The organism is Paraburkholderia suaedae (genome assembly GCF_040812055.1).
Lineage (GTDB): Bacteria > Pseudomonadota > Gammaproteobacteria > Burkholderiales > Burkholderiaceae > Paraburkholderia.
This window is the reverse complement of record NZ_JBFOAH010000019.1, coordinates 127,769-141,996: the sequence shown is the minus strand read 5'-3', so window position 1 is coordinate 141,996 and position 14,228 is coordinate 127,769. Positions and strand designations below refer to the sequence as shown.

The following is a 14,228-nucleotide window of genomic DNA, read 5'->3' as shown; positions in this document are numbered from 1 at the left end:
AGGCAATGGCACGTTCTGTAAAAAAAGGTCCGTTCTGCGACGCCCATTTGCTGAAGAAAGTTGAGGCGGCAGCAGCTTCGCGGGATAAGAAGCCGATCAAAACCTGGTCGCGTCGCTCGACGATCCTCCCGGATTTCATCGGTCTGACGATCGCCGTTCATAACGGCCGTCAACACGTTCCGGTGTACATCTCGGAAAACATGGTCGGCCACAAGCTTGGCGAGTTTGCATTGACCCGTACGTTCAAGGGTCATGCAGCCGACAAGAAGGCTAAGAAATAAGGGGCTCATGATGGAAGTGAAAGCAATTCATCGCGGTGCCCGCATCTCGGCGCAGAAAACGCGCCTTGTGGCTGACCAGATCCGCGGTTTGCCGGTCGACAAGGCGCTGAACGTTCTGACGTTCTCGCCGAAGAAGGCTGCGGGAATCGTGAAAAAGGTCGTGCTGTCGGCGATCGCGAATGCGGAGCATAACGAAGGCGCCGATATCGATGAGCTCAAGATTACGAGCATCTACATCGACAAAGGCGCGTCGCTCAAGCGTTTCACCGCTCGCGCGAAAGGCCGCGGTAACCGCATCGAGAAGCAATCCTGTCACATCACCGTGACGGTCGGGAATTAAGGGGTCATACGATGGGACAGAAAATTCATCCGACTGGCTTCCGTTTGGCCGTCAGCCGCAATTGGGCGTCGCGTTGGTACGCGAACAACAACAATTTCGCGGCGATGTTGCAGGAAGACATCGGTGTTCGTGAATACCTGAAGAAGAAGCTGAAGAACGCCTCGGTCGGTCGCGTCGTGATCGAGCGTCCGGCAAAGAACGCGCGCATCACGATTTACAGCTCGCGTCCGGGTGTGGTGATCGGTAAGAAGGGCGAGGATATCGAGCTGCTGAAGTCGGAACTGCAACGCCGCATGGGCGTGCCGGTCCACGTCAACATCGAAGAAATTCGCAAGCCGGAAACCGATGCGCAACTGATCGCCGATTCGATCACGCAACAGCTCGAGCGCCGCATCATGTTCCGCCGCGCGATGAAGCGAGCGATGCAAAACGCCATGCGTCTGGGTGCTCAAGGCATCAAGATCATGAGCGCGGGCCGCCTGAACGGTATCGAAATCGCCCGTACGGAATGGTATCGCGAAGGTCGCGTGCCGCTTCATACGCTGCGTGCCGATATTGACTACGCAACGTCGGAAGCCAAGACGACGTACGGCATCATCGGCGTGAAGGTGTGGGTCTACAAGGGCGACACGCTCGGCCGCAATGACGCACCGGTGGTTGAAGAAGTCGCCGAAGAAAAGCGTCCGCGCCGCAACGCACGTCCGGGTGGCGATCGCCGTCCGCGTCGCGATGGTGAAGGTGGTGGCCCGGCAGGTGCACGCCGTGGCGCTCCTCGTCGTGCTGGCGGTGCCGGCGGCGACGGGAAGACTGGAGAATAACGATGCTGCAACCGAAACGCAGAAAGTATCGCAAAGAGCAGAAGGGTCGTAACACCGGTATTGCTACCCGCGGCAACGCGGTGTCGTTCGGTGAGTTCGGCCTGAAGGCTGTCGGTCGTGGTCGCTTGACCGCGCGCCAGATTGAAGCGGCACGTCGTGCAATGACGCGTCACATCAAGCGTGGTGGCCGCATCTGGATCCGCATCTTCCCGGACAAGCCGATCTCGCACAAGCCGGCCGAAGTACGTATGGGTAACGGTAAGGGTAACCCTGAGTACTACGTCGCAGAGATTCAACCGGGCAAGATGCTGTATGAAATGGATGGCGTAACCGAAGAGCTGGCACGCGAAGCGTTCCGTCTGGCTGCAGCTAAGCTGCCGCTCAAGACGACGTTTATCGTGCGTCAGCTCGGCGCCTAAGGAGCAAATGATGAAGGCTTCCGAACTTCACCAGAAAGATCAGGCCGCGCTCAACAAGGAGCTGTCGGACCTGCTGAAGGCGCAATTCGGCCTGCGCATGCAACTCGCGACCCAGCAGCTCACCAACACGAGCCAGCTGAAGAAGGTCCGTCGCGACATCGCACGTGTGCGGACCGTCCTGACTGAGAAGGCGAACCAGAAATGAACGATAGCGTAAAAACCTCGCTCAAGCGGACGCTGGTCGGCAAGGTCGTCAGCAACAAGATGGACAAGACGGTCACCGTGCTGGTCGAGCACCGCGTGAAGCATCCGATCTACGGCAAGTACGTCGTGCGTTCCAAGAAGTACCACGCGCACGACGATGCGAACACGTACAACGAGGGAGACCTCGTTGAAATCCAGGAAACGCGTCCGATTTCTAAGACGAAAGCTTGGGTTGTGGCTCGCCTGGTCGAGGCGGCTCGCGTCATCTGAGGCCGCAAAAGTTGTACAAGCAATTGAAATCGCAGTAAGTTTCGCTTGCAGGACCGGGATTATGTGATATGATCTCGGTCTTCCCTCTTTATGGGAGCCCAGTCGCGGGCGAAGTTGGTGGGGGAAGCGGTTCGGGCGCCAGCCTGTTCCGAAGGATTCACCGGATTGCGATGGCGGGTTTCGTTTGCCGTCGCTGCTGTTCTAACCCAAGCAGCCGATCGGCTGACGGGACCAAGACTGACCGGGTGCGCCATGGTGGTGCGACCGGATTAAGTTGGGAAAGATAAACCATGATCCAGACCGAAACTCGGCTTGAAGTGGCCGACAACACGGGTGCGCGTGAAGTCATGTGCATCAAGGTGCTCGGCGGCTCGAAGCGTCGTTATGCCAGCATTGGCGACATCATCAAGGTGACCGTCAAAGAAGCAACGCCGCGCGGACGCGTGAAGAAAGGCGAAATATACAACGCTGTCGTGGTGCGTACCGCCAAGGGCGTGCGCCGTCAGGACGGCTCGCTGATCAAGTTCGATGGCAATGCCGCTGTGTTGTTGAATGCCAAGCTCGAACCTATTGGCACCCGTATTTTCGGGCCTGTCACGCGCGAGTTGCGCAGCGAACGATTCATGAAGATCGTTTCGCTGGCACCTGAAGTGCTGTAAGGAGTCGCGATGAACAAGATTCGCAAAGGTGACGAAGTTATCGTCATCACCGGCAAAGATAAAGGCAAGCGCGGTGTCGTGCTGTCCGTCGGCGAAGGCAAAGTTATTGTCGAGGGTATCAACCTCGTCAAGAAGCATGTCAAGCCGAACCCGATGAAGGGTACGACGGGCGGCGTAGAAGCCAAGACGATGCCGCTGCAAATTTCGAACGTCGCATTGGTCGACGCGAATGGCAAGGCATCGCGTGTAGGCATCAAGGTCGAAGGAGACAAGAAGGTCCGTTTCCTTAAGACGACCGGTGCCGAGCTGAGCGCCTGACGCTGCGGAGTAAAAAAATGGCTCGTTTGCAAGAGTTTTACAAAGAAAAGGTTGTACCCGGCCTCATCGAGAAGTTCGGTTACAAGTCCGTGATGGAAGTGCCGCGCATCACCAAGATCACCCTGAACATGGGCCTTGGCGAAGCGATCGCTGACAAGAAGATCATCGAAAACGCCGTTGGCGACCTGACGAAGATCGCAGGCCAGAAGCCGGTGGTCACGAAGGCGCGCAAGGCAATCGCTGGCTTCAAGATCCGTCAGGGCTATCCGATCGGTGCAATGGTCACGTTGCGTGGTCAGGCAATGTACGAATTCCTGGACCGTTTCGTGACGGTTGCGCTTCCCCGTGTGCGCGACTTCCGTGGCGTCTCGGGTCGTGCTTTCGACGGTCGCGGCAACTACAACATCGGTGTGAAAGAGCAGATCATTTTCCCCGAAATCGACTACGACAAGATCGACGCACTGCGTGGGCTGAATATCAGCATCACGACGACTGCGAAGACCGACGACGAAGCAAAGGCTCTGCTCGCCAGCTTCAAGTTCCCGTTCAGAAACTGAGGTTACCGTGGCTAAACTGGCACTGATCGAACGTGAAAAGAAGCGTGCTCGCCTCGCCGCTAAGTACGCGCCCAAGCGTGCAGAGTTGAAGGCGATCATTGGCGATATGAGCAAGTCGGACGAAGAGCATTACGCAGCACGTCTGGAACTGCAACAACTGCCGCGCAACTCTAACCCGACCCGCAAGCGCAATCGTTGCGCAATTACTGGTCGTCCGCGCGGTACGTTCCGTAAATTCGGGCTGGCGCGTAACAAGATTCGCGAAATCGCGTTCCGCGGCGAGATCCCTGGCCTGACCAAGGCGAGCTGGTAATAGGAGAAACGTAAATGAGCATGAGTGATCCTATCGCCGATATGCTGACTCGCATCCGCAATGCGCAGATGGTTGAGAAAGTCTCGGTGACTATGCCCTCGTCGAAAGTCAAGATTGCGATTGCGCAGGTCCTGAAGGACGAAGGCTATATCGATGATTTCGCAGTGAAGTCCGAAGGTGCGAAGTCTGAATTGAACATCGTGTTGAAGTACTACGCTGGCCGTCCGGTCATCGAGCGCATTGAACGCGTTTCGAAGCCTGGTCTGCGCGTGTACCGCGGCCGTAACGACATCCCGGTGGTCATGAACGGCCTCGGCGTGGCAATCGTGTCGACGCCGAAGGGCGTGATGACGGACCGCAAGGCGCGTGCAACGGGCGTTGGCGGCGAAGTCATCTGCTACGTCGCTTAAGGCCGAAAGGAGAGAAACATGTCTCGAGTAGGTAAAAGCCCGATCGCGCTGCAAGGCGCAGAAGTGGCCCTGAGCGACGAGCGCATTACCGTCAAGGGCCCGCTGGGTACGATTTCCCAGGCTGCTAACAGCTTGGTGAAAGTGGTGAACGACAACGGCACGCTGAAGTTCGAGCCGGTTGACGAAAGCCGCGAAGCGAATGCGATGTCGGGCACGATGCGCGCACTGGTTGCGAACATGGTGAACGGCGTGACGAAGGGTTTCGAGCGCAAGCTGACGCTGGTTGGCGTTGGTTACCGCGCACAAGCGCAAGGCGACAAGCTGAACCTGTCGCTGGGTTTCTCGCACCCTGTGGTGCACCAGATGCCGGAAGGCGTCAAGGCTGAAACCCCGACGCAAACCGAAATCGTGATCAAGGGGATCAACAAGCAACAAGTTGGCCAGGTCGCTGCAGAAGTGCGCGGCTATCGTCCGCCGGAGCCCTACAAGGGCAAGGGTGTGCGTTACGCCAATGAGGTTGTGATCCTCAAAGAAACGAAGAAGAAGTAAGGGTGCGCAATCATGGATAAGACTCAATCTCGCCTGCGCCGCGCTCGTCAGACGCGTATCAAGATCACTGAGCTGCAGGTCGCGCGTCTCGCCGTGCATCGCACGAATACGCACATCTATGCGCAAGTGTTCTCGCCGTGCGGCACCAAGGTGCTCGCCAGCGCGTCGACGCTCGAAGCCGAAGTGCGTGCGCAACTGGCTGATCAGACGGGCAAGGGCGGCAACGTCGCTGCAGCGACCCTGATCGGCAAGCGCATCGCAGAAAAGGCTAAGGCTGCCGGCATCGAATCCGTCGCCTTCGACCGTTCCGGTTTCCGTTACCACGGCCGCGTGAAAGCGCTGGCTGATGCGGCGCGCGAAGCCGGACTCAAGTTCTAAGGGAAGAATTCGTCATGGCAAAGATGCAAGCGAAAGTTCAGGCTGACGAACGCGACGACGGCCTTCGTGAAAAAATGATTTCGGTCAACCGCGTGACTAAGGTTGTGAAGGGTGGCCGGATTCTCGGCTTCGCCGCACTGACCGTGGTTGGCGACGGTGATGGTCGCGTCGGCATGGGCAAGGGCAAAGCGAAGGAAGTGCCGGTCGCTGTTCAGAAGGCAATGGAACAGGCTCGCCGCAACATGTTCAAGGTGCCGCTCAAGAACGGTACCCTGCAACACGAGGTGCATGGTAAGCACGGCGCATCGATGGTTCTCCTCGCTCCGGCGAAGGACGGTACCGGGGTGATCGCTGGCGGTCCGATGCGCGCGGTGTTCGACGTGATGGGCGTGCAGAACGTTGTGGCCAAGAGCCACGGTTCGACGAACCCGTACAACCTCGTTCGCGCAACGCTCGACGGTCTGCGTAAGCAGTCGACGCCGGGTGACATCGCGGCGAAGCGCGGCAAGTCCGTCGAAGATATTCTGGGCTAAGGTGGACACTATGTCTGATAAAACTGTCAAGGTCCAGCTCGTCAAGAGCCTGATCGGCACCCGTGAAACGCATCGTGCAACGGTGCGTGGCCTGGGCCTGCGCCGACTCAATTCGGTTAGCGAGTTGCAGGACACGCCGGCTGTGCGCGGCATGATCAACAAGGTTTCGTACCTCGTTAAGGTCATCAGCTAAGCGGCTGACCAGGACTCAAGGAGTTGATAATGGAATTGAATAACCTGAAGCCGGCTGAAGGCGCGAAGCACGCAAAGCGTCGCGTCGGTCGCGGCATCGGCTCCGGCCTCGGCAAGACCGCTGGCCGTGGTCACAAGGGTCAGAAGTCGCGTTCGGGCGGCTTTCACAAGGTTGGCTTCGAGGGCGGTCAAATGCCGCTGCAACGCCGCCTGCCCAAACGTGGCTTCACCTCGTTGACGAAGGAATTTGTCGGCGAAGTGCGTCTCTCGGATCTGGAAAGGCTGCCGGTCGACGAAATCGATCTGCTGGCTCTGAAGCAAGCCGGGCTGGTTGGCGAACTGATCAGGAGCGCCAAGATCATTGCGACGGGCGAGCTCAAGCGCAAGATCGTTGTGAAGGGTCTGGGTGCGACGAAGGGTGCGCGCGCTGCTATCGAAGCAGCCGGCGGCTCTTTTGCCGAGTAACGCGCAAGTTAGTTGCCGTCACTAGCATTTGCATCGGAGAAGGTACTTGGCTAACAGCCCGAGTCTCGCAAAACCCGGTCGCAGCGCGGCGAAGTTTGGCGATCTGCGTCGGCGGGCAGTGTTCCTGCTGCTGGCGCTGGTCGTCTACCGTATCGGCGCGCACATTCCGGTGCCGGGTATTGACCCGGACCAACTGGCGAAGCTGTTCCAAAGCCAGTCGGGCGGCATCCTTGGCATGTTCAACATGTTCTCGGGTGGCGCGCTTTCGCGGTTCACGATTTTTGCGCTGGGAATCATGCCGTACATTTCGGCGTCGATCATCATGCAGTTGCTGGCGATTGTCTCGCCGCAGCTGGAAGCGCTGAAAAAGGAAGGGCAGGCGGGTCAACGAAAGATCACGCAGTACACGCGTATCTTCACGGTCCTGCTGGCGACGTTTCAGGCATTCGGCATCGCCGTCGCGCTGGAAAACCAGCCGGGCCTAGTGATTGATCCGGGGATGGTGTTTCGGTTGACGACGGTCGTGACACTCGTGACCGGCACGATGTTCCTGATGTGGCTGGGCGAGCAGATCACGGAGCGGGGGCTCGGAAACGGTATTTCGATCATCATTTTTGGCGGTATTGCGGCGGGTTTCCCGAACGCGATTGGTGGTCTTTTCGAACTGGTGCGAACCGGCTCGATGAGCATCATCTCTGCGATTATCGTGGTCGTGCTGATTGCTGCTGTGACGTATCTGGTGGTGTTCATCGAACGTGGCCAGCGCAAGATTCTTGTGAACTACGCGAAGCGTCAGGTCGGTAACAAGATTTACGGCGGCCAGTCGTCGCATCTGCCGCTGAAGCTGAACATGTCGGGCGTGATTCCGCCGATCTTCGCATCGTCGATCATTCTCTTCCCAGCAACTATCCTGAACTGGTTCAGTTCGGGGTCCAGTGCCGGGTGGTTCGCAGACACGTTGCACAATGTGGCCGAAGCTCTCAAGCCTGGTCAACCGGTGTACGTGTTGCTGTACGCGTTGGCGATCGTTTTCTTCTGCTTCTTCTACACTGCACTGGTGTTCAACAGCAGGGAAACGGCCGACAACCTGAAAAAGAGTGGCGCTTTCGTCCCAGGTATCCGCCCGGGCGATCAAACGGCGCGATATATCGACCGCATCCTCACGCGTCTCACGCTGGCCGGTGCGATCTACATCGTGTTCGTTTGTTTGCTGCCCGAGTTTTTGGTGCTGCGCTGGAACGTGCCGTTTTATTTTGGTGGAACGTCGCTGCTGATCATTGTCGTCGTCACAATGGATTTCATGGCGCAGGTGCAGTCGTACGTTATGTCGCAACAGTATGAATCGCTGCTGAAGAAAGCTAATTTCAAAGGCGGCGGCGTCCCGATGCGTTGAAAGGACTTATGGCCAAAGACGATGTTATCCAGATGCAGGGTGAAGTCATCGAAAACCTGCCTAATGCTACCTTCAGGGTGAAGCTGGAAAACGGCCATGTCGTATTGGGACACATATCCGGAAAGATGCGGATGCACTACATCCGAATCTTGCCGGGCGACAAGGTGACGGTTGAATTGACGCCTTACGATCTGTCGCGTGCGCGGATCGTGTTCCGGGCGAAGTGATTTGAAAAAAGGGTAATATCATGAAAGTGATGGCATCGGTTAAGCGCATTTGCCGCAATTGCAAGATCATCAAGCGCAAAGGCGTTGTGCGCGTGATTTGCAGCTCTGATCCGCGCCACAAACAGCGTCAAGGCTGAACGCCGCGCTTTTGCTTGCGCTTTTTGTTTGAGGAAAAACAATGGCTCGTATCGCAGGGGTTAACATCCCGAATCACCAGCATACTGAAATCGGCCTGACGGCTATTTACGGTATCGGCCGCACGCGCTCGCGCGACATTTGCGTCGCTGCTGGTGTGGCATTTTCGAAGAAGGTCAAAGACCTGAACGACGCAGACCTCGAAAAGCTGCGTGAAGAAGTCGGCAAGTTCATCGTTGAAGGCGATCTGCGCCGTGAGACGACGATGAACATCAAGCGCCTGATGGATCTCGGCTGCTACCGTGGCGTTCGGCATCGTAAGGGCTTGCCCCTGCGCGGCCAACGTACGCGTACGAATGCCCGTACGCGCAAGGGTCCGCGTCGTGCAGCGCAATCGCTGAAGAAGTAAGCGGAACTGACAGTTACAGGAAAACGTAATGGCTAAGGCTTCGAACAACTCCGCGGCGCAACGCGTTCGCAAGAAGGTCAAGAAGAACGTCGCCGAGGGCGTGGTTCACGTTCACGCGTCGTTTAACAACACCATCATCACGATCACCGATCGTCAGGGCAATGCACTTGCCTGGGCAACGTCGGGCGGTCAGGGCTTCAAGGGTTCGCGTAAATCGACCCCGTTTGCAGCTCAGGTAGCAGCCGAATCAGCAGGCCGCGTGGCGATGGAATACGGCGTGAAGAATCTCGAAGTGCGGATCAAGGGCCCTGGTCCTGGCCGTGAGTCGGCGGTGCGCGCGTTGCATGGTCTTGGCATCAAGATCACCGCGATCTCCGACGTGACTCCGGTTCCGCACAACGGCTGCCGTCCGCCGAAGCGTCGCCGTATCTAAGACGCTAGTTTTGCGAGCGCCTGTTGCCGCCGTGCGCGGCGGCAGGCTGCTTGCGCTATTGAATCGACTAAGCCCACCGTTCGACCCGACGGGTTCGGACTAGCGCGAATTGGTAAGTTCGCGTGATCAATCATAGAAGGAATCAACGTGGCACGCTATATCGGCCCTAAGGCCAAGCTCTCCCGCCGTGAAGGCACTGACCTCTTCCTGAAGAGCGCCCGTCGTTCGCTCGCTGACAAGTGCAAGCTCGACAGCAAGCCGGGCCAACATGGCCGCACGTCCGGCGCGCGTACGTCCGATTACGGCACCCAGTTGCGCGAGAAGCAAAAAGTCAAGCGCATCTACGGTGTGCTCGAGCGTCAATTCCGCCGTTACTTTGCCGAAGCCGACCGCCTGAAGGGCAACACGGGTGAAAACCTGCTGCAGTTGCTTGAATCGCGCCTTGACAACGTCGTGTACCGCATGGGCTTTGGCTCGACGCGCGCTGAAGCACGTCAGCTGGTGAGCCACAAGGCAATTACGGTGAACGGCGTGGTGTCGAACATCCCGTCGATGCAAGTGAAGGCCGGCGACGTCGTCGCTGTGCGCGAACAGAAGAAGAAGCAGGCGCGTATTCTCGAGGCACTGTCGCTGGCTGAGCAAGGCGGTCTGGCGAGCTGGGTCTCGGTCGACTCGAAGAAGTTCGAAGGTACGTTCAAGCAGAAGCCGGAACGCAGCGACATCGCTGGCGATATCAACGAAAGCCTGATCGTCGAATTGTATTCGCGGTAATCGGATTAACGGCCGGGGCACCCTCATTGCGTTGCGCAAGGGGGCGTCCCGGCTGTTTATTTTCAGGTTGTTACCGGTCAGCCTTATCGGTGTAACGAGCCGAGGGTATTGAAAAGGAAAACCTATGCAAACCAGTTTGTTGAAGCCCAAGATCATCGCAGTTGAATCGCTCGGCGAGAGCCATGCGAAAGTGGTCATGGAACCGTTTGAACGCGGGTACGGCCACACCTTGGGGAACGCGCTGCGGCGCGTGCTGCTGTCGTCGATGATCGGCTACGCGCCGACCGAAGTGACGATCGCGGGCGTCGTACATGAGTATTCGACGCTCGACGGTGTGCAAGAGGACGTAGTCAACCTGTTGTTGAACCTGAAAGGCGTCGTATTCAAGCTGCACAACCGCGATGAAGTGACGGTTACGTTGCGCAAGGACGGCGAAGGCCTTGTTACCGCAGGCGACATCGAACTCGCGCACGATTGCGAAGTGATCAACCCGGATCACGTGATCGCGCATCTGTCGAAGGGCGGTAAGCTCGACGTGCAGATCAAGGTGGAAAAGGGGCGCGGTTATGTGCCGGGCAACGTGCGTCGTTATGGCGAGGACTCCGCGAAAATCATCGGTCGCATCGTGCTTGACGCGTCGTTTTCGCCCGTGCGCCGTGTGAGCTATGCGGTCGAAAGCGCTCGTGTCGAACAGCGCACCGACCTCGACAAGCTCGTGATGAACATCGAAACCAACGGTGTCATCTCGCCGGAAGAAGCGATCCGTCAATCGGCGCGCATTCTGGTCGATCAATTGTCGGTATTCGCCGCACTGGAAGGCACCGAAGCAACGGCTGAAGCGCCGTCGCGCGCGCCGCAGATCGATCCGATCCTGCTGCGTCCGGTTGATGATCTCGAATTGACGGTGCGTTCCGCGAACTGCCTGAAGGCCGAGAACATTTACTACATCGGCGACCTGATCCAGCGTACCGAAAACGAGCTGCTCAAGACGCCGAATCTGGGCCGCAAGTCGCTGAACGAAATCAAGGAAGTTCTGGCGTCGCGCGGTTTGACGCTCGGCATGAAGCTTGAAAATTGGCCGCCGGCAGGCCTGGACAAGTAAGCGGGGCGGCAAGTCCGCACAGAACCTGTCGCTGAACTGGTAAAGACGCGGATTTTCCTTTAAAATCCGCGTCTTGTCTTTTTTCACTTACCGGCCCGTGCACTCACTACTTTCGGGTAGCTAGAGAGCGATAGAAGAGCTGGACCAAAACTTTGAATCGAAGGAATCAACATGCGTCACCGTCATGGTCTGCGGAAACTGAACCGCACGAGCAGCCACCGTCTGGCAATGCTCCGTAATATGTCCAACTCGCTGATCGAGCACGAAGTCATCAAGACGACGCTGCCGAAGGCGAAAGAACTCCGTAAAGTTGTTGAGCCGCTGATCACGCTCGGCAAGAAGCCGTCGCTGGCCAATCGTCGTCTGGCATTTAACCGCCTGCGCGATCGTGACTCGGTCACGAAGTTGTTCGAAGTGCTCGGCCCGCGTTATGCTACCCGGCCGGGCGGCTACCTGCGAGTGCTGAAGTTCGGCTTCCGCGTCGGCGACAACGCACCGATGGCACTGGTCGAACTGCTCGACCGCCCGGAAGTCGAGGAAGTGGAAGTGCAAGAAGCTGAGTAAGCTTTTTCGCATCGAGAAAGAGCCAGGCGCACAGCCTGGCTTTTTTGTTTGTGGCGCACCATTCGCTGTGACGGCCGTTCACTGGAAGCACTGCCGCATCCTCGCCCTGACCGCCCCGCTGTCTCGCCACGGGTCCGGTGATACGATAACGGCACATGAAACACGCATTGCGGGAGTCTTTTGTGACTGTCAACGTGACCTTGATGCTGACGACAGTGCCGGATCCGGCCGTGGCTCAGAAGCTCACAGCAGATGCGCTGGCCGCGCGGCTATGCGCTTGCGTTACCCAGTTGGGCAGCGTGCAGTCGAGCTACCACTGGAGGGGCGCGATCGAGACGGCACAGGAGCTACAGTTGCTGTTCAAGACGAGCGCCGCACGCGCGGTGGAACTGGAGCAGTTCATTCTGGCCCATCATCCCTACGAGACGCCGGAAATCCTTTCGTGGCAGGCGACTGCATCGGCCGCGTACGGCCAATGGATCACTGTTGAAACACAACGTCCCATCCATGTTTAACGGTCTCGGACAACGCGCGCGCCACGCAGTCGGCGTCGTATGGTTTCTGCTTTCCTGTGTGATCCTGGGACAGTTCGCCACGCTTGCGCGTGCTGCGGACGACTTCCTCGATCCCGCTGTCGCATTCAAGTTCGGCGCAGCCGAGAAACCGGGCGAAGTGATCGTGACGTACAAGATCGCCGACGGCTACTACATGTACCGCGAGCGATTTGCATTTGCGACGCGCAATGGGTCGGCAACGATCGGCGAGCCGCAATTACCGGCCGGCCACGTCAAGTTCGATCAGACTTTCAACAAGAATGTGGAGACGTACCGTAACGAGCTGGCGATCCGGGTTCCCGTGGATCGGGCGGCGGGGCCATTCGATCTGGCTGTGACGTCGCAGGGCTGTGCCGATGCAGGCATCTGCTATCCACCGATGGAGCGCGTGTACCACGTGAGCGGCGCCGCCCTGCAGCGGCCCGGCTCAGGGGCGGCTGCAGCTGGCACCCAGCCCTCTGCCGTCGCGGGCGAGGCATGGTACGAGCGCGCCACGAGCGCCGACTATGCGCAATCGCTGCTACAGCGCGGCGGGTTCTTCGCGATCATCGGACTCTATTTCGTCGCCGGCGCAGTGCTCAGCTTGCTGCCGTGCTCGTATCCGATGATTCCTATTCTGTCGGCCATCATCATCGGCGAAGGCGCGCGAGTGACGCGCGGGCGCGGGTTCGCGTTGTCGCTGGCTTACGTGATCGGCATGGCGCTGGTGTACACGGCGCTCGGCATCGCCGCGGCGCTGGTCGGGCAGACCTTGGGTGCATGGTTGCAGAATCCTTGGGTGCTCGGCGCGTTCGCAGTTCTGCTGACGATCTTTGCCCTCACGCTGATCGCGGGTCTCGACATTGCGTTGCCACAACGTTGGCAGGATGGCGTTTCCCAAGTATCGAGGGGCCACTCAGGCGGCAAGTTTGCCGCCGTTGCTGTGATGGGCGCATTCTCCGCGCTGGTGGTCGGCGCGTGCATGACCGCGCCGCTTTTCGCCGTGCTGGCCTTCATCGCGCACACCGGCGACGCCCTGCTCGGCGGTGCGGCGCTGTTTTCGATGGGACTCGGCCTCGGTGTGCCGCTCCTCATAGTCGGCTTGGGTGCCGGCACTTTTCTGCCGCGCGCAGGTGCGTGGATGGACGGCGTCAAGGTGTTCTTCGGTGTCATGCTGCTTGCGGCCGCGCTGTGGATAGTTTGGCCTGTGCTGGGCGCGGCGGCGACGATGTTGCTGAGCGCGCTCTGGTTACTGGTCGCCGCTGCGTCGCTCGGGTTGTTCTCGGCGTCGATGTCCGGCGCGCCGATCTGGCGCAGGCTCGGTCGTGGGATCGGCGCAGCGTTGGCGGTATGGGCAGCCGCACTGCTGGTCGGTCTGGCTGCCGGATCGTCCGATCCGCTGCGGCCGCTTGCCGTGTTGGCCTCGCGAGGCGCAGAAGCGAATGGCGCGAATCGCCTAGGTCCGCTACCTTCGGCGACGCAAAGCGAGTTGACGTTTGCCGCGGTTCGCTCGTCCAACGAACTGGATCAGGCTGTCAAAGCAACGGCGCGGCCCGCCATGCTCGATTTCTACGCGGACTGGTGCGTCAGCTGCAAAGAGATGGAGAAATTCACATTCAGCGATCCGCGTGTTCAGGCGAAATTGAAGCAGATGAACTTGCTACGCGCCGACGTCACCGCGAACAATGCCGACGATCAAACGCTGCTCAAGCGCTTTAGCCTGTTCGGTCCGCCGGGCATCATTTTCTTCGATCACGGGGGCAATGAGGTCTTGCGAGTGGTGGGCTATGAGTCTGCGGATAAGTTCTTGCGCACGCTTGATCGCGCGGGCGCTTCCCGGCTTAGCGGTTAGCAGTTTTCCGACGCACGCGACGCCTGTGCGTTGAGGGTCTACGCGGGTGCGCGGGCATCGCTGCAGCTCGCGTCGCATTGGCACGCTGAAAGAGCGAAGCGTG

General features: G+C 58.7%; 26 protein-coding genes. All 26 read left to right on the top strand.

The genetic code is table 11. The features are described 5' to 3' along the window. Positions 1–5 precede the first annotated feature (5 nt). On the top strand, positions 6–281 hold the full coding sequence (gene rpsS / locus ABQJ48_RS24230; protein WP_004199273.1) for a 30S ribosomal protein S19: 276 nt from the start codon (positions 6–8) through the stop codon (positions 279–281). A gap of 7 nt (positions 282–288) precedes the next feature. Further along, entirely contained in the window at positions 289–621 is a 333-nt protein-coding gene (gene rplV, locus ABQJ48_RS24225) for a 50S ribosomal protein L22 (RefSeq protein ID WP_367840518.1), read from the top strand. An 11-nt stretch (positions 622–632) separates the two neighbouring features. Continuing rightward, entirely contained in the window at positions 633–1,439 is an 807-nt protein-coding gene (gene rpsC, locus ABQJ48_RS24220; RefSeq protein ID WP_020070582.1) for a 30S ribosomal protein S3, read from the top strand. Positions 1,440–1,441: 2 nt separating this feature from the next. Next, positions 1,442–1,858 carry a 50S ribosomal protein L16 gene (rplP, locus tag ABQJ48_RS24215; RefSeq protein WP_042329259.1) on the top strand — a complete coding sequence of 139 codons (417 nt, stop codon included), beginning with the start codon at positions 1,442–1,444 and terminating at the stop codon, positions 1,856–1,858. Between the two features lie 10 nt (positions 1,859–1,868). Then, entirely contained in the window at positions 1,869–2,063 is a 195-nt protein-coding gene (rpmC, locus tag ABQJ48_RS24210; protein ID WP_007180130.1) for a 50S ribosomal protein L29, read from the top strand. After that, a complete protein-coding gene (rpsQ, locus tag ABQJ48_RS24205; RefSeq protein ID WP_007180129.1) occupies positions 2,060–2,332 on the top strand; it encodes a 30S ribosomal protein S17 in 273 nt (90 codons plus the stop codon). The genes rpmC and rpsQ overlap by 4 nt, the downstream gene beginning before the upstream one ends. Positions 2,333–2,622: 290 nt before the next feature. Then, on the top strand, positions 2,623–2,991 hold the full coding sequence (gene rplN, locus ABQJ48_RS24200; protein WP_006052212.1) for a 50S ribosomal protein L14: 369 nt from the start codon (positions 2,623–2,625) through the stop codon (positions 2,989–2,991). 9 nt (positions 2,992–3,000) lie between these two features. After that, the gene (gene rplX, locus ABQJ48_RS24195; protein WP_006052213.1) at positions 3,001–3,309 is read left to right on the top strand and encodes a 50S ribosomal protein L24; all 309 of its coding nucleotides are present in this window, start codon (positions 3,001–3,003) and stop codon (positions 3,307–3,309) included. A 17-nt stretch (positions 3,310–3,326) separates the two neighbouring features. Next, entirely contained in the window at positions 3,327–3,866 is a 540-nt protein-coding gene (gene rplE, locus ABQJ48_RS24190; RefSeq protein WP_367840517.1) for a 50S ribosomal protein L5, read from the top strand. A 7-nt stretch (positions 3,867–3,873) separates the two neighbouring features. Then, on the top strand, positions 3,874–4,179 hold the full coding sequence (gene rpsN, locus ABQJ48_RS24185; protein WP_006052215.1) for a 30S ribosomal protein S14: 306 nt from the start codon (positions 3,874–3,876) through the stop codon (positions 4,177–4,179). 14 nt (positions 4,180–4,193) lie between these two features. After that, complete coding sequence (gene rpsH / locus ABQJ48_RS24180) at positions 4,194–4,589, top strand: 30S ribosomal protein S8 (RefSeq protein WP_027199076.1); 396 nt, start codon at positions 4,194–4,196, stop codon at positions 4,587–4,589. An 18-nt stretch (positions 4,590–4,607) separates the two neighbouring features. After that, positions 4,608–5,138 carry a 50S ribosomal protein L6 gene (rplF, locus tag ABQJ48_RS24175; RefSeq protein WP_028199570.1) on the top strand — a complete coding sequence of 177 codons (531 nt, stop codon included), beginning with the start codon at positions 4,608–4,610 and terminating at the stop codon, positions 5,136–5,138. Positions 5,139–5,150: 12 nt separating this feature from the next. Further along, the gene (gene rplR / locus ABQJ48_RS24170) at positions 5,151–5,516 is read left to right on the top strand and encodes a 50S ribosomal protein L18 (protein WP_102632854.1); all 366 of its coding nucleotides are present in this window, start codon (positions 5,151–5,153) and stop codon (positions 5,514–5,516) included. A 14-nt stretch (positions 5,517–5,530) separates the two neighbouring features. Continuing rightward, entirely contained in the window at positions 5,531–6,049 is a 519-nt protein-coding gene (gene rpsE / locus ABQJ48_RS24165) for a 30S ribosomal protein S5 (protein ID WP_006052219.1), read from the top strand. A gap of 10 nt (positions 6,050–6,059) precedes the next feature. Beyond that, positions 6,060–6,242, top strand: coding sequence for a 50S ribosomal protein L30 (gene rpmD, locus ABQJ48_RS24160; RefSeq protein WP_007180126.1), 183 nt, complete (start codon positions 6,060–6,062; stop codon positions 6,240–6,242). 29 nt (positions 6,243–6,271) lie between these two features. After that, the gene (gene rplO / locus ABQJ48_RS24155) at positions 6,272–6,706 is read left to right on the top strand and encodes a 50S ribosomal protein L15 (RefSeq protein WP_367840516.1); all 435 of its coding nucleotides are present in this window, start codon (positions 6,272–6,274) and stop codon (positions 6,704–6,706) included. Between the two features lie 46 nt (positions 6,707–6,752). Beyond that, positions 6,753–8,099 (top strand): preprotein translocase subunit SecY, encoded by a 1,347-nt coding sequence (gene secY / locus ABQJ48_RS24150; protein WP_367840515.1) that lies wholly within the window; start codon positions 6,753–6,755, stop codon positions 8,097–8,099. Positions 8,100–8,107: 8 nt separating this feature from the next. Then, a complete protein-coding gene (infA, locus tag ABQJ48_RS24145; protein WP_004521905.1) occupies positions 8,108–8,326 on the top strand; it encodes a translation initiation factor IF-1 in 219 nt (72 codons plus the stop codon). 20 nt (positions 8,327–8,346) lie between these two features. Next, positions 8,347–8,463, top strand: a complete 117-nt coding sequence (gene rpmJ / locus ABQJ48_RS24140; protein WP_004199844.1) for a 50S ribosomal protein L36 — start codon at positions 8,347–8,349, stop codon at positions 8,461–8,463. 41 nt (positions 8,464–8,504) lie between these two features. Then, positions 8,505–8,870: a 30S ribosomal protein S13 gene (rpsM, locus tag ABQJ48_RS24135; protein WP_006052223.1), complete on the top strand. Its 366-nt coding sequence runs from the start codon at positions 8,505–8,507 to the stop codon at positions 8,868–8,870. Between the two features lie 28 nt (positions 8,871–8,898). After that, positions 8,899–9,303 carry a 30S ribosomal protein S11 gene (gene rpsK, locus ABQJ48_RS24130; RefSeq protein ID WP_006052224.1) on the top strand — a complete coding sequence of 135 codons (405 nt, stop codon included), beginning with the start codon at positions 8,899–8,901 and terminating at the stop codon, positions 9,301–9,303. Between the two features lie 147 nt (positions 9,304–9,450). Further along, positions 9,451–10,074 carry a 30S ribosomal protein S4 gene (gene rpsD / locus ABQJ48_RS24125; RefSeq protein ID WP_367840514.1) on the top strand — a complete coding sequence of 208 codons (624 nt, stop codon included), beginning with the start codon at positions 9,451–9,453 and terminating at the stop codon, positions 10,072–10,074. 124 nt (positions 10,075–10,198) lie between these two features. Further along, the gene (locus tag ABQJ48_RS24120; protein WP_367840513.1) at positions 10,199–11,176 is read left to right on the top strand and encodes a DNA-directed RNA polymerase subunit alpha; all 978 of its coding nucleotides are present in this window, start codon (positions 10,199–10,201) and stop codon (positions 11,174–11,176) included. Positions 11,177–11,347: 171 nt separating this feature from the next. Then, on the top strand, positions 11,348–11,740 hold the full coding sequence (gene rplQ / locus ABQJ48_RS24115; RefSeq protein WP_006052227.1) for a 50S ribosomal protein L17: 393 nt from the start codon (positions 11,348–11,350) through the stop codon (positions 11,738–11,740). Positions 11,741–11,895: 155 nt separating this feature from the next. After that, complete coding sequence (gene cutA, locus ABQJ48_RS24110) at positions 11,896–12,255, top strand: divalent-cation tolerance protein CutA (protein WP_367840512.1); 360 nt, start codon at positions 11,896–11,898, stop codon at positions 12,253–12,255. After that, positions 12,248–14,125, top strand: coding sequence for a protein-disulfide reductase DsbD (gene dsbD, locus ABQJ48_RS24105; protein ID WP_367840533.1), 1,878 nt, complete (start codon positions 12,248–12,250; stop codon positions 14,123–14,125). Before cutA ends, dsbD begins: the two co-directional genes overlap by 8 nt. Positions 14,126–14,228: the final 103 nt, after the last annotated feature.